At 41.5% G+C, this 12,373-nt stretch carries 11 protein-coding genes and 1 riboswitch; of the genes, 9 read left to right on the forward strand and 2 right to left on the reverse strand.

Translation table 11 applies throughout. The features are described from left to right. Positions 1-204 precede the first annotated feature (204 nt). The 5 genes from SSIN_RS00985 to SSIN_RS01005 all read left to right on the forward strand — a co-directional run bounded on the left by SSIN_RS00985 (position 205) and on the right by SSIN_RS01005 (position 5,114). Positions 205-1,971 carry a glycoside hydrolase family 13 protein gene (locus tag SSIN_RS00985; RefSeq protein WP_037614717.1) on the forward strand — a complete coding sequence of 589 codons (1,767 nt, stop codon included), beginning with the start codon at positions 205-207 and terminating at the stop codon, positions 1,969-1,971. A gap of 155 nt (positions 1,972-2,126) precedes the next feature. Then, on the forward strand, positions 2,127-2,438 hold the full coding sequence (locus SSIN_RS00990; protein WP_037614718.1) for a hypothetical protein: 312 nt from the start codon (positions 2,127-2,129) through the stop codon (positions 2,436-2,438). Between the two features lie 311 nt (positions 2,439-2,749). Further along, on the forward strand, positions 2,750-3,637 hold the full coding sequence (locus tag SSIN_RS00995) for a DUF4300 family protein (RefSeq protein ID WP_037614720.1): 888 nt from the start codon (positions 2,750-2,752) through the stop codon (positions 3,635-3,637). Between the two features lie 335 nt (positions 3,638-3,972). Next, positions 3,973-4,398 carry a MarR family winged helix-turn-helix transcriptional regulator gene (locus SSIN_RS01000; RefSeq protein WP_037614722.1) on the forward strand — a complete coding sequence of 142 codons (426 nt, stop codon included), beginning with the start codon at positions 3,973-3,975 and terminating at the stop codon, positions 4,396-4,398. Positions 4,399-4,406: 8 nt separating this feature from the next. Next, positions 4,407-5,114, forward strand: a complete 708-nt coding sequence (locus tag SSIN_RS01005; RefSeq protein WP_037614723.1) for a B3/B4 domain-containing protein — start codon at positions 4,407-4,409, stop codon at positions 5,112-5,114. Between the two features lie 144 nt (positions 5,115-5,258). Here the strand turns inward: SSIN_RS01005 and SSIN_RS01010 are convergent, their stop codons facing one another. Together SSIN_RS01010 and SSIN_RS01015 are read right to left on the reverse strand one after the other, a co-directional pair. After that, positions 5,259-5,669, reverse strand: coding sequence for a GNAT family N-acetyltransferase (locus tag SSIN_RS01010; protein ID WP_037614725.1), 411 nt, complete (start codon positions 5,667-5,669; stop codon positions 5,259-5,261). A 33-nt stretch (positions 5,670-5,702) separates the two neighbouring features. Further along, complete coding sequence (locus SSIN_RS01015; protein ID WP_037614728.1) at positions 5,703-6,143, reverse strand: GtrA family protein; 441 nt, start codon at positions 6,141-6,143, stop codon at positions 5,703-5,705. Between the two features lie 108 nt (positions 6,144-6,251). Beyond that, a riboswitch (PreQ1 riboswitch) is annotated at positions 6,252-6,346 on the forward strand. Between SSIN_RS01015 and SSIN_RS01020 the strand changes: the two genes are divergently transcribed. From SSIN_RS01020 to pulA, 4 genes are all read left to right on the forward strand, one after another. Further along, positions 6,344-6,859, forward strand: coding sequence for a QueT transporter family protein (locus SSIN_RS01020; RefSeq protein ID WP_037614731.1), 516 nt, complete (start codon positions 6,344-6,346; stop codon positions 6,857-6,859). Its footprint overlaps the riboswitch before it by 3 nt. A 103-nt stretch (positions 6,860-6,962) precedes the next feature. After that, the gene (ligA, locus tag SSIN_RS01025) at positions 6,963-8,921 is read left to right on the forward strand and encodes an NAD-dependent DNA ligase LigA (protein ID WP_037614734.1); all 1,959 of its coding nucleotides are present in this window, start codon (positions 6,963-6,965) and stop codon (positions 8,919-8,921) included. Positions 8,922-8,929: 8 nt separating this feature from the next. After that, the gene (locus SSIN_RS01030) at positions 8,930-9,880 is read left to right on the forward strand and encodes a diacylglycerol kinase family lipid kinase (protein ID WP_037614736.1); all 951 of its coding nucleotides are present in this window, start codon (positions 8,930-8,932) and stop codon (positions 9,878-9,880) included. 25 nt (positions 9,881-9,905) lie between these two features. Beyond that, positions 9,906-12,203, forward strand: a complete 2,298-nt coding sequence (pulA, locus tag SSIN_RS01035) for a type I pullulanase (RefSeq protein ID WP_037614738.1) — start codon at positions 9,906-9,908, stop codon at positions 12,201-12,203. The last annotated feature ends 170 nt before the right edge of the window (positions 12,204-12,373 follow it).

Genomic DNA, 12,373 nt, shown 5'->3' on the forward strand with positions numbered 1-12,373 from the left:
TTCCGCAATTGGGAATCTCTAGCTTTTTTGTGGCTGAGAACTATTTTGTCTCAGACTCTTTTAACTTGCTTAGATAAGCTCCTGCTTATAAACTAGCCCAACACCTTGCAATCATTTCTTCAAAGTGATATACTAGGGCTACGCAATGAAATCGTTTGCATAAAATTACGATGAGTTTATAAAGAAAAATCTAGGAGAGAAAATATGGAATTGTCAGCTATTTACCACAGGCCAGAGTCGGAGTATGCGTATCTTTATAAAGATAAGAAAATGCACATTCACATTCGGACGAAAAGGGGAGATATTGAGAATATTACCTTGCACTATGGAGATCCTTTTATCTTTATGGAGGATCATTATGAGGACAGCAAGGAAATGGTCAAAGTCACCTCCGATGCTTTGTTTGATTATTGGCAGGTGGAGATTTCAGTTGGTTACGCGCGACTCCAGTATCTCTTTGAGATTAAGGATAAGCAAGGTTATAGTATCTTGTATGGCGATAAGGGATGTGTTGAAGATACGCTAGAAAATCTTCATTACGAAGGAAATGGCTTTAAGCTTCCTTATATCCATGAGATTGATGCTTGCCATGTTCCTGACTGGGTAGCAGATACGGTTTGGTATCAGATTTTCCCAGAACGCTTTGCCAATGGAAACCCTGAGATTTCACCGAAAAAAGCACGAGCTTGGGATTTCGCTATCGCTCCTCAAAGAGACAATTTCTTTGGTGGTGATTTACAAGGGATTATTGACCATTTGGATTACTTACAAGACTTGGGCATTACAGGCCTTTATCTCTGTCCTATCTTTGAATCTCCGAGCAATCACAAGTACAATACGACGGATTATTTCGAAATTGACCGCCATTTTGGAGACAAGGAGACCTTCCGCCAATTGGTAGAGCAGGCCCATCAGAGAGGTATGAAAATCATGCTGGATGCTGTTTTTAATCATATCGGCGATCAATCTCCTCAATGGCAAGATGTTGTCAAAAATGGTCAAAAATCAGTTTATAAAGACTGGTTCCATATTCAAGAGTTCCCAGTGACAAAGGATAAGCTTGCAACTTCAAGAAAGCTCCCTTATCACACCTTTGCTTTTGCCAGCTATATGCCAAAATTAAACACGGCAAATCCAGAAGTGAAGGACTATTTGTTAAGCGTTGCAACCTACTGGATTGAGCATTTCGATATTGATGCTTGGCGCCTGGATGTGGCTAATGAAGTCGACCACCAATTTTGGCGAGATTTTCGGAAAGCTGTTTTGGCTAAGAAGCCTGACCTCTATATTCTAGGAGAAGTTTGGCATGCTTCGCAGCCCTGGCTAAATGGCGATGAGTTTCACGCAGTTATGAACTATCCTTTATCTGATAGTATCAAGGATTATTTCTTGCGTGGGGTCAAGAAGACCAGTCAATTCATTGATGAGATTAACAGCCAGTCTATGTACTACAAGCAGCAAATCTCTGAAGTCATGTTTAATCTCTTGGATTCTCATGATACGGAGCGCATTTTGACAACAGCCAAAGGGAATGTCCAACTTGTCAAATCCGCCCTCGCCTTTCTCTTTTTACAAAGAGGGACACCTTGTATCTATTATGGGACGGAGTTAGAGTTAAGTGGAGGTCCAGACCCAGATTGTAGACGTGTCATGCCTTGGGAGCGAGTTTCTAGTGACAATGACATGCTTCAGTTCATGAAGGAATTGATTCAGCTTCGTAAGGATGGTGCTCATATCATTAAGCGTGGGAAGTACAGCTTAGAAGAAATCGCGCCTGATGTGCTGGCTTTAGAATGGTACCATGATGATCACCTTATCCGAGCAGTTTTTAATCAGTCTAAAGAGAATTATCTTTTAAACAGAGCCACGGCTGATTTGGTGAGTCATTGCCAAGTCTCGGATGGGCAGCTTCATATCTTACCAAAAGGCTTTGTAATTTTTGTGGAAGATTTGGAAACTGCTGCAAATTAATTTTTGGAAATCTGACTTAAAGATTTGTCAAAGTTATTCAGCTTTCAAAAATCTAATCAAAAAGCAGCCTGTTCAAGTTATATATTTGTAGTTTTTAGGACTTAGGTGTATAATGAGTCCTTAGCAAGTAACTTATTAGAAAAGAGGAGTTCAGAATGGAATTAAAAGATTTTACTGAAAAAGAGCAGGAGCAAATCAAGGAGGGGCTTAGTACAGCCGTCATTAGCGATAAGGAAGCGGCAAAAAAGATTTTGGCTCTGGTGCCACAAGAATGGCTTAAGCGAATTCCCTTCCTTGTTAGAGGGCATGCAACGACCAAGACGGTTGAGCGAGTTGCCAAGCAATACCCAGAACTCTATGCTGTGGCTAAGCAAGCAGGTGACCTTCCTGAAAAGGAGTGTGAGGAATTGCGCGCTATCATGACAGCTATTTTTGAAGAAAAGATGAACAAGCATAAGATTAAGTAGACTTACCAGTGTATAGCGAGACCTTTCTTTAAATTGGCATTTGGAGTTAGCTACTCTACCTTGCTCATCAATTCATAAATCAAAGTGACTGCAGTTGATAAAAGTGCAGTCATTTTTTTTGCTTAGGGGAATAGCTTCGTTGAGGTGTGTTTGTTCTATAAAGTTGCTCATTCAGTTCAGATGTGATTTCAAGAACAAGGAAGTCTCTATTCAAATTAGCTTTTTTCTTTCTGTTTTCCAGTATTTCTTGATATAATAACAAGAGGAATTATTTGAAGAAGATATAGTAAAAATGTAAAAAGGACGAAAGAATGAAGAAAGTAAAAAAGATTATGTTGATGAGTGCCTGCACTTTGGCAATTCTTGGCTTAGCTGCATGTGGGAAGGCACAAAAGCAATCAAACGGCGGTCAAGAAAATTCAACAGTTGGTCAGACTAGCTCGGAAAAATATCCGTGGAAGGCAACTTATTCAAATTTAAACAGTAAAAAGAGTGTTGAAGAAGTCAAGAGTTTGCTGTCAGCCGACTTGGATAAAAACAGTGTAGATAACTTTGTCAATCTAGTCAATGACTACAATGGGATTGTTGGTTCTGCTGGATTAATGGGAGATTTCACTACATTCACAAAAACAGACTACGATGTAGAAAAAATCAGCAGTTTGTGGCGTGAAAAAAAGGGTGATTTTATCGGGACAAATTGCCGAATTAACTCTTATACTTTGCTGAAAAATAGCATCGAAATTCCTCAAATGGCAAAGGATGATGAACTTTTATTCTTAGATAATGACGCGATTGACAAAGGAAAGCTATTTGATACTAAAGATAAAGAAGCTTTTAATATCCTATTCTCAAGAGTCAAGACTGAGACGACCCAAGATGTCCGGGTTCACGCTAAGAAGATGGAGGAATATTTCAAACAGTTCAAGTTTAATGAGAAGGCAAGGATGCTGTCTGTCATAGTCCACGACAATCTTGATGGCGACTCTCTCTTTGTCGGGCATGTCGGCGTCTTGGTTCCAGATAAAGACGGATATTTATTTGTCGAAAAGCTGACCTTTGAAGAACCTTATCAGGCTATCAAGTTTGCAACTAAGGAAGATGTCTACAAATACTTGCAGACCAAATATAAAGACTACACAGGAGAAGGTCTGGCCAAACCATTTATTATGGATAATGAGAAAGTAGTAGAGAATAAATAGAGATATTGCTGCTGTATGGAGTTTAATGTTTACTTACGGCTGGCTGTTATTTCTGGAATCTTTTTGACTGTTTGATGGCAAGTCTAACAGAGTCATTTTTCTAGTTAAGTTAAAGTATAATTAGGGCAGACAGACGCACAGTTGTAACAACTGTACGTCTTTTTGCGTCGAAAAAGTGCTTGGTAATGTCTATATTGCTTTCTCCGCTACAGAAATAATAAAAATGTGATAGCTCCTATTAAAGAAAATCCTTTCTTTTTTAGAAAGCATCAACTTTTTATTGCATTTGCAATAAAAAGTTGATATACTAGTTTCATAAGGAGGATAAATGANGCATTATTGCCCGAGCTTTGGATTCCATAGCTAATCTGGAGTTTCGTGACATAGATCTGGCGCGGGGACAATATCTCTATCTGGTACGGATTGCGGAGAATCCTGGGATTATCCAGGAGGAGCTGTCGGATTTGCTCAAGGTAGATCGCTCGACGGTGGCTCGATCAGTCAAGAAACTAGAAGGCAAAGGTTTACTGGAACAGCGTCCAGCTGCCAATAACCGCAAGAATAAGGAATGGTTTGTCACTGAGAAGGGGGCAGCCCTCTATCCTTTTATCTTAGCGGAAAACGAATATTCGGAGCAGGTTTCGTTGGAAACTTTTTCAGAAACTGATCGGAAAGAGTTAGAAAAGATGCTGGTTCGCGTCCGAGAGAATATTACCAAGGACTGGGAGCTGGTCAAAAAAGGTCAGAAAAGAAATTATTGAGGTGCAACATGAGAATTACAGTTGAAAATGAATTTTGGACTTTGTTTCCAGAGGCGCAGATTAGTATTATGGTCGTCAAGGGTTTGGACAATTCAGTTGATGAAAGTAAGGATCCTTATTTCAAATCCTTGCTAGATAAGGGAACAAAGCGAGCTGAAGAATTTATCCCAGATGAGAATTTTACCCAGAATGATGTTATTCAGGAATGGCGGCAGGCTTTTAGTAAGTTCAAAACCAAGAAGGGAGCCCGTTCTTCCATTGAAGCCCTGCTCAAGCGGGTCAGTCAGGGGCGGGAGTTTCATCCGATCAATCCTTTGGTAGATATTTATAATAGTGTGTCCCTTTCTTATGCTGTACCCTGTGGTGGGGAGGATTTGGACAAGATTGTTGGTGGTCTTCATCTGGGGAAAGCCAAGGGTGGTGAAGCCTTCTTTCCACTGGGAGCTGAAACGGATGCACCGGCTCTGCCAGAGGAAATTATCTACTATGATGAGGAGGGAGCCGTCTGCCGCTGTCTCAACTGGCGAGAAGCTCAGCGAACCATGCTGACAGAAGGGACCAAGGATGCTGTTTTGGTTATCGAGGCCATCAATGAAGAGCAGGCAGCGCGTGCTCAAGCAGCCATGAAAGAACTCCAGTCTCTGGTAGAGGAATATTTCGGTGTCAAGAGTGACATTACTCACCTGACAGCTGAAAATCCAAGGCTGGAAATCTAATCATCAAAAAATCTGGATCAGAATAATCTGGTCCAGATTTGCTTTTATAGGGAAAAGTAGCTTCAATCTAAGCATAACTTCATTTTCTCTTCTTCGTAAGAAACCGGCAATAATGCATCTGATTTGAATCATTCAAATCTTAAATTATAACACTTTTGTATAATAATATCTTTCTCCAGTATAGGGATATTCTTTTAAGGCAAACACTTCTTCATAACCGTGCTTTTTATAAAAATCCGGTGCTTGAAACTGATAAGTATTCACAAATGAATAGTTACACTTTCTTTCTCTAGCCTCTTTTTCTGCCCGATTCAAAATGTTTGAGCCTAAGCCTTGTCCTCGTAAATTCTCTTGCACATACAAATATTCAATTTCTAGCCAATTTCCAAAAGTTTCGGCTACCATGCCGGCAATTAGATTTCCTTGTTCGTCTTCGACATAGATGTTAAGAGGTTCACTTTTTGACGGTTCTCTCTTTGATTGATTGTATGCTCTGATTAAATTTCCCAGTTCTTGTGTTTTCTTCGATTCTCTATTTTCCAATCGAAAGTGCATTACAACCTCCATATTAGCTTATCAAATAGCCTATTATTTTTTCTTGCTTTTAAAAACAAAAATCTTGCTGAAGACATAGTTGAGGATGATAATAGCTACTTGGGCAATGAAGGTTTCGATAGTATTGACCGTCTTGATGTCATTGTTGACAAATTGGCCGATGATTTGCGGGAACCAGCTGACAAAGATGATGGTTAGAGCTAGGTCGAGGCCTAGGGTGCTGAGCCGAGCGATAAAGAATTTAATCAGTCTGACTGGCCAGCCCTTTCTTTTTTGCTTGAAAACAATGGTATCGTTGGTCGCAAAGGCAAAAAGGATACCGGCGATATTTCCGATGATGGTCGCAATGATTTCATTCGAGGTCAGAGTATAGAGCAGCATCCGGGTCGCGACAGCTACCACAGTAGTGGCTACTCCAAAAAACAGGTAGGATAAAATTTCATTATCAAAAAACTTTTTTATTACAACTTTCATGATCTTAGTCTATCATATTTTCGGGATTTGTGCTATACTTGAAAGGCTGTGTCTCAATGTGAGAGAATGAGGAGAAGGAGCTGTTTTAAAAGAATCTCCGACCTATTTCATTTCTTACTGTTAGTGATGGATACAGCCCTTGACGCTTAGCTTCTTTCGTCAAGCATATTTTAAGCGGGAAAACCGCTAAAGGAGAAAAAATGAAAAAACAAAACCTAACTGTTCGTGACATGACTCAGATTGCCTTAGTTGCTGCAATCTATGTGGCTTTGACCATTACCCCACCTTTGAATGCTATTAGCTATGGTGCTTATCAATTCCGTATTTCAGAGATGATGAACTTTATGGCCTTTTATCATCGTAAGTATATCATCGGGGTGACCTTAGGTTGCATGATTGCCAATTTATATAGTTTTGGTATCGTAGATGTCTTTGTTGGTGGTGGTTCCACTTTAGTTTTTTTGACTTTAGGTGTTATTCTTTTTGAAAAATTTAAGAATCAATATATTCTTAATAATCTGATTCGGCTAGATCATTTCTGCTTTGCAATTCTCTTTTCTATTTCCATGTTTACCATTGCTGCGGAACTGCACCTCTTACAAGGTCTTCCCTTTTTCCTCACTTGGTTTACGACAGCGGCTGGAGAATTTGTTTCTTTGCTGATTGGAGCGATTTTAATCAATCGTCTGTCTCAGCATATTGATTTGACGAGATAGATTATAAGAAACAACTATAAAAATGTATGGTTGTTTTTAATTTCTTGTGGATTGTGAGGAACAAATAGAGGAAGATTTTGCCCATTTATGATAAGATAGAAGTATGAAAGAAAGAATTGCAGAATTAGTCAAATTGCTTAATCAATACGCCCATGAATACTATACCAGTGATCGTCCAAGCGTATCTGACAGTGAGTATGATCAGCTCTATCGTGAGTTGGTGAACTTAGAAGAAAAGTACCCATCAGACATTCTGCCTGACAGCCCTACACATCGGGTTGGTGGGAAAATTTTAGAAGGATTTGAAAAATACCAACACCAGTATCCTCTTTTTAGTTTGCAGGATGCTTTTTCACGTGAAGAATTACTGGCATTTGATGAGCGGGTGCGTCGGGAATTTCCCAATGTTTCCTACTTCTGCGAGCTGAAGATTGACGGTCTGTCCATTTCTCTGACCTATGAAAATGGTGTCTTGATAGCAGGCGCGACGCGCGGAGACGGTTCTGTCGGTGAAAACATCACGGAAAATCTCAAACGGGTCAAGGATATTCCCTTGACTCTCAAAGAGCCTGTTGACTTGACTGTCCGCGGAGAATGCTACATGCCCAAGGCCTCCTTTGATGCGGTTAACCAGCTACGGCAGGAAAATGGCGAGCCTGAGTTTGCCAATCCGCGAAATGCAGCAGCTGGAACCCTACGCCAATTAGATACAGCTGTTGTGGCCAAGCGTAAACTGGCTACCTTCCTCTATCAAGAAGCCAGTCCAACTCAGGAAACCAGTCAGGAAGCTGTTTTGAACAAGCTGGCATCTTTGGACTTCTCAGTCAATCCTACTCATATTCTGGCGGAATCTATGGATCAGGTCTGGGAGTTTATCGAAAAAATTGCTCAGGAGCGGGATAGTCTGCCTTATGAGATTGATGGGATTGTTATCAAGGTCAATGACTTAAGTGTCCAAGAAGAGCTGGGCTTTACTGTCAAGGCACCTAAGTGGGCCATCGCCTACAAGTTTCCAGCAGAGGAAAAGGAATCTCAGCTTCTGTCTGTGGATTGGACCGTCGGTCGAACAGGTGTCGTGACACCAACAGCCAATCTGACCCCTGTCCAGTTGGCGGGGACGACTGTCAGTCGGGCGACCCTGCACAATGTGGACTACATATCTGAAAAAGATATTCGCAAGGGTGATACAGTTATTGTCTATAAGGCAGGCGATATTATCCCAGCTGTCTTACGTGTAGTCGAGTCCAAGCGGGTGTCAGAAAAGGCTGTGGAAATCCCAAGTCACTGCCCGAGTTGTGGCGGTGAGCTATTGCATTTTGAGGATGAGGTAGCTCTGCGTTGTATCAATCCTCTCTGTCCCGCTCAAATCAAGGAAGGCTTGATCCACTTTGCCAGTCGAGATGCTATGAACATCACAGGCCTAGGCCCTGCGGTTGTCGAAAAGCTCTTTGCCAAGGAGTTGGTCAAGGATGTTGCCAGCATTTACCGTCTTTCTGTAGAAGACTTGCTCACCTTAGACGGCTTTAAGGAAAAATCAGCCAACAAGTTGTATCATGCTATTCAAGCTTCCAAGGATAATTCAGCAGAGAAATTACTCTTTGGGCTGGGTATTCGTCATGTGGGAAGCAAGGCTAGTCGGATTCTACTGGAGAAATTCCACGATATTCCTAGACTTTCTCAGGCAAACCAAGAAGAAATTGCAGCTATTGATAGCTTGGGGACTGTTATCGCTCAAAGTCTGCATTCTTATTTTGAGCAGGAAGGCAGCCAAGTGCTGCTGCGGGAACTGCAAGAAGCTGGTGTCAATTTAGACTATCTAGGTGAAAAAGTAGCTGCTGATGCAGTCCTCTCTGGCAAAACAGTCGTACTGACCGGAAAATTACAAAAATTAACACGGAATCAAGCCAAAGAAAAATTGCTGAGCTTGGGCGCTAATGTTGCCGGAAGTGTGTCTAAAAAGACGGACTTGGTGGTAGCTGGCAGTGATGCAGGCAGCAAATTGACCAAAGCCCAAGAACTTGGAATCGAGATTCGAGATGAGGATTGGTTAGATGGCTTGTGAGGCTGAGTATGAAGAACAAGATAAAAAAAGCAAGATTGATTTATAACCCAACTTCTGGGCAGGAGATTATCAAGAAAAATATTGCCGAAGTCTTGGACGTTTTAGAAGATGTTGGCTATGAGACCAGCGCCTACCAAACGACTCCAGAGCCCTTCTCCGCGCAGCGGGAAGCCGAAAGGGCAGCCAAGGCTGGTTTTGACTTGGTGATTGCTGCTGGTGGTGACGGAACGATTAATGAAGTAGTCAATGGGGTTGCCTCTCTAGATGTGCGTCCCAAGCTGGCCTTTATCCCGACTGGAACGACCAATGACTATGCGCGAGCTTTGAAGATTCCGATGGGGGATCCGGTAGCTGCTGCCCGCATTATTGAGAAAAACCAAACGATTCAGATGGATATCGGCCGGGCTTATGGCAGCAAATACTTTATCAATATTGCTGCTGCAGGTACTCTAACGGAGCTGACTTACAGTGTTCCTAGTGAAGTCAAATCCCGTCTGGGTTATCTTGCTTATGTCGCAGAAGGGGCTAAAATGCTGCCTCGCTCCAAATCTCGTAAGGTACGGATTGAGCATGATCATGGTGTTTTTGAGGGCAAGGTTTCGCTTGTCTTTGTAGCCTTGACTAACTCTATTGGTGGTTTTGAAAAACTAGCTCCGGATACAAAATTCGATGATGGGAATTTCACCTTGATTGTGGTAAAAACGGCTAAGTTATTTGATATGCTTAGCTTGATTATACAAGCAATCAATGGTGGACAGCATGTGACGGATGCCAAGGTTGAATATCTTAAAACCAGCAAATTGAAGCTAGAAGTATTGGACAAAAAAGCACCATTTATGCTGAATCTAGATGGTGAATATGGTGGCGATACACCAGTAGAACTCGAAGTTTTGCATAATCATTTGGAATTTTTTGCAAATATAGACGAAATTGATGAGAATGCTCTTTCGATAGAATAATTTAGAAATGAAGAGATTAATGAAAATGTTAGACTATAAGGTCATCGTTCACTATCATAATCCTAAGGGAGATTACTTTTCTTATGATTTGTGGCAGTGGCAGACAAATAAATGGGGAAAAGAAGCTTCTTTTTCCAAACTTGATTATTTCGGTATTCAAGGAGAACTATCTTTTAAAACATTGGAGCCTTTGGGACAGGCCCATGTGATTGTCAAGCGTTCGGACTGGTCCAGCCAGTCTTGTGACTATCATATCGATTTATTGCCTGCTCATTTACCAACAGAAGTGTGGCTGATTGAAGGAGACCATCAGGTTTATTATTCCCTTCAGGCGGCTACAACCAGCCACCAATACTCACAGCGCCGCCCTCATAATTTTGATGTGGCTATGCGGTCAGATTATTTTGATGAATGCTGGGGTTACCAAGGTTGGCTTGGTCATCGTCTGCAGGGGCAGACCAACCTGTTTAAAGTCTGGGCTCCAACAGCAAAAAATGTCGAATTGGTAGTCTATGAATCTTCCAGCAATGAAGCAGCCATTTATAAAAAATTCCCTATGAAAAAGGGAGAAACATACTCGCATGATCATGCTAAAAATACAATTGGAGTTTGGTTGGTTGACGTGCCAGAGGATCTAGCTGGCAAGGCCTACCATTATCATGTTAGTTTTGAAAATCAACATTTTCATACCCGCGATCCCTATACGATAGCCACCAGTCCAGATGGTAAGCGCTCAGCTATTGTTGCTGAAAAGGACAAGACTGTTCCAGGTTTTAAGGTTTGTCAAGGCAAGAAAGCCACTTGGCGTCTCAAAAATCCTAATCAGGCAGTCATCTATGAGATGCATATTCGGGATTTAACCAAATCCAGCAGTTCTGGGGTAGAAGAGAAACTGCGAGGTACCTTCTTAGGTGCTTGCCAGACAGGTACTAGAAATCGTTTGCGATACAAGACGGGCTTTGATTATATCTGTGACTTAGGGATCAATGTTGTTCAGCTCCAGCCGATTTCTGACCGTCACAAGGACTATGATGAAAATGGGCAAGTCACTTATAACTGGGGTTATGATCCGCAGAACTACAATGCGCCAGAAACCAGTTTTTCTTCCAATCCAGATGACCCAGGTCAGGCTATTCGAGATTTGAAAACCATGATTCAGGCCTATCACGATGCTGGCATTTCTGTGACCTTGGACGTAGTTTACAACCATATCTATTCAACTTTTGATTCAGCTTTTCAGGCAACCGTTCCCGATTATTATTACCGGATGAATCCCAATGGTTCCTTCCAAAATGGTACCGGTGTCGGCAGTGAGACAGCAAGCGAGCACGAGATGTTCCGGAAATTCATGATTGATTCGCTGCGTTATTGGGTTGAGGAGTTCAATATTGATGGATTCCGTTTTGATTTGATGGGAATCCATGATGTAGCGACTATGAATGCAATCCGTGAGGAAATGGATAAAATTGATCCGAGGATTTTGCTTTATGGAGAAGGCTGGGATATGGGAACGGGTCTGATGCCACAGGATAAGGCTAAAAAAGACAATGCTTATCAAATGCCGCGGATTGGCTTCTTCAATGATACCGAGCGCGATGCGGTGAAGGGAGCTGAGGTCTATGGCGGGGTGAAAGCAGGCTTTGTCAGCGGCCAGGCGACCGAAGACATTGTAGCCAAGTCTATTTTGGGAAGCAAGGAGTTAGGCTCTTATTGGTTACCAGAGCAGGTACTCAACTATGTTGAAGCCCATGATAATTTCAACTTGCATGACTTACTGACTGAATTGCATCCACACGATGACGTTTTAACAAAATCCAAACGTATTGAACTGGCAACGGCCATGAATTTACTTATGCAGGGCATGGCTTTTATGGAATTAGGTCAAGAATTCTCACGAAGTAAATTAGTAGCAACAGGTGAAGGCGGAGAAGTGCTGCACAGCGACCGAGAAAGAGCGATGAACAGCTACAATGCCCCGGACGCTGTCAATCAAGTAAACTGGGATTTACTCAATCATCATCAAAACAGCCTTGAATTTATCAAGCAGATCATTCATCTAAAGACAACTGTCAAGGAATTTTCTTATAAGACTTACGCAGATATTTACAAGCATGTCTTTGTCAAATCTGCAAATCAAGGAAGCGGACTACTGATTTTTGAGATTAAGGATGAAAAGCACTATGAAATTATTTTTAACGCCAGTGGCTTGCCTTTCTACCTGTCAAATTCTGATAAGCTTCGTTTGGTAGCTGGTAACAGCCGTCATAAAAGACCATTTTATGTTGAAAATCTGACTGCTTCTGTTTTTGAAGTGATTAACTAATGTCAAGATAAGCAAAATGACTATAAATAAGATTGAAGAACTCCCCTTGTGGCTCCATTCTTCAATCTTTTTTTGATTGGCGGAAAATAAAAAAAAACTCTCCCAAAACTGTACTGACCCCAAAAAGTTGGACAAAAAATATTAGTGAAAGGATTTGGTTCTGTACTGAA

Origin of the sequence: Streptococcus sinensis (assembly GCF_000767835.1) — a bacterium.
Taxonomy (GTDB): Bacteria; Bacillota; Bacilli; order Lactobacillales; family Streptococcaceae; genus Streptococcus; species Streptococcus sinensis.

Excerpts from the sequence above, each read along its gene's own strand:
- SSIN_RS01015 (WP_037614728.1), bottom strand. The coding sequence starts at position 6,143 with ATGAAAGTTGTAATAAAAAAGTTTTTTGATAATGAAATTTTATCCTAC.
- SSIN_RS01010 (WP_037614725.1), bottom strand. The coding sequence starts at position 5,669 with ATGCACTTTCGATTGGAAAATAGAGAATCGAAGAAAACACAAGAACTG.
- pulA (WP_037614738.1), top strand. The coding sequence starts at position 9,906 with ATGTTAGACTATAAGGTCATCGTTCACTATCATAATCCTAAGGGAGAT.
- SSIN_RS01005 (WP_037614723.1), top strand. The coding sequence starts at position 4,407 with ATGAGAATTACAGTTGAAAATGAATTTTGGACTTTGTTTCCAGAGGCG.
- SSIN_RS00990 (WP_037614718.1), top strand. The coding sequence starts at position 2,127 with ATGGAATTAAAAGATTTTACTGAAAAAGAGCAGGAGCAAATCAAGGAG.
- SSIN_RS01030 (WP_037614736.1), top strand. The coding sequence starts at position 8,930 with ATGAAGAACAAGATAAAAAAAGCAAGATTGATTTATAACCCAACTTCT.
- SSIN_RS00985 (WP_037614717.1), top strand. The coding sequence starts at position 205 with ATGGAATTGTCAGCTATTTACCACAGGCCAGAGTCGGAGTATGCGTAT.
- SSIN_RS00995 (WP_037614720.1), top strand. The coding sequence starts at position 2,750 with ATGAAGAAAGTAAAAAAGATTATGTTGATGAGTGCCTGCACTTTGGCA.
- SSIN_RS01020 (WP_037614731.1), top strand. The coding sequence starts at position 6,344 with ATGAAAAAACAAAACCTAACTGTTCGTGACATGACTCAGATTGCCTTA.
- ligA (WP_037614734.1), top strand. The coding sequence starts at position 6,963 with ATGAAAGAAAGAATTGCAGAATTAGTCAAATTGCTTAATCAATACGCC.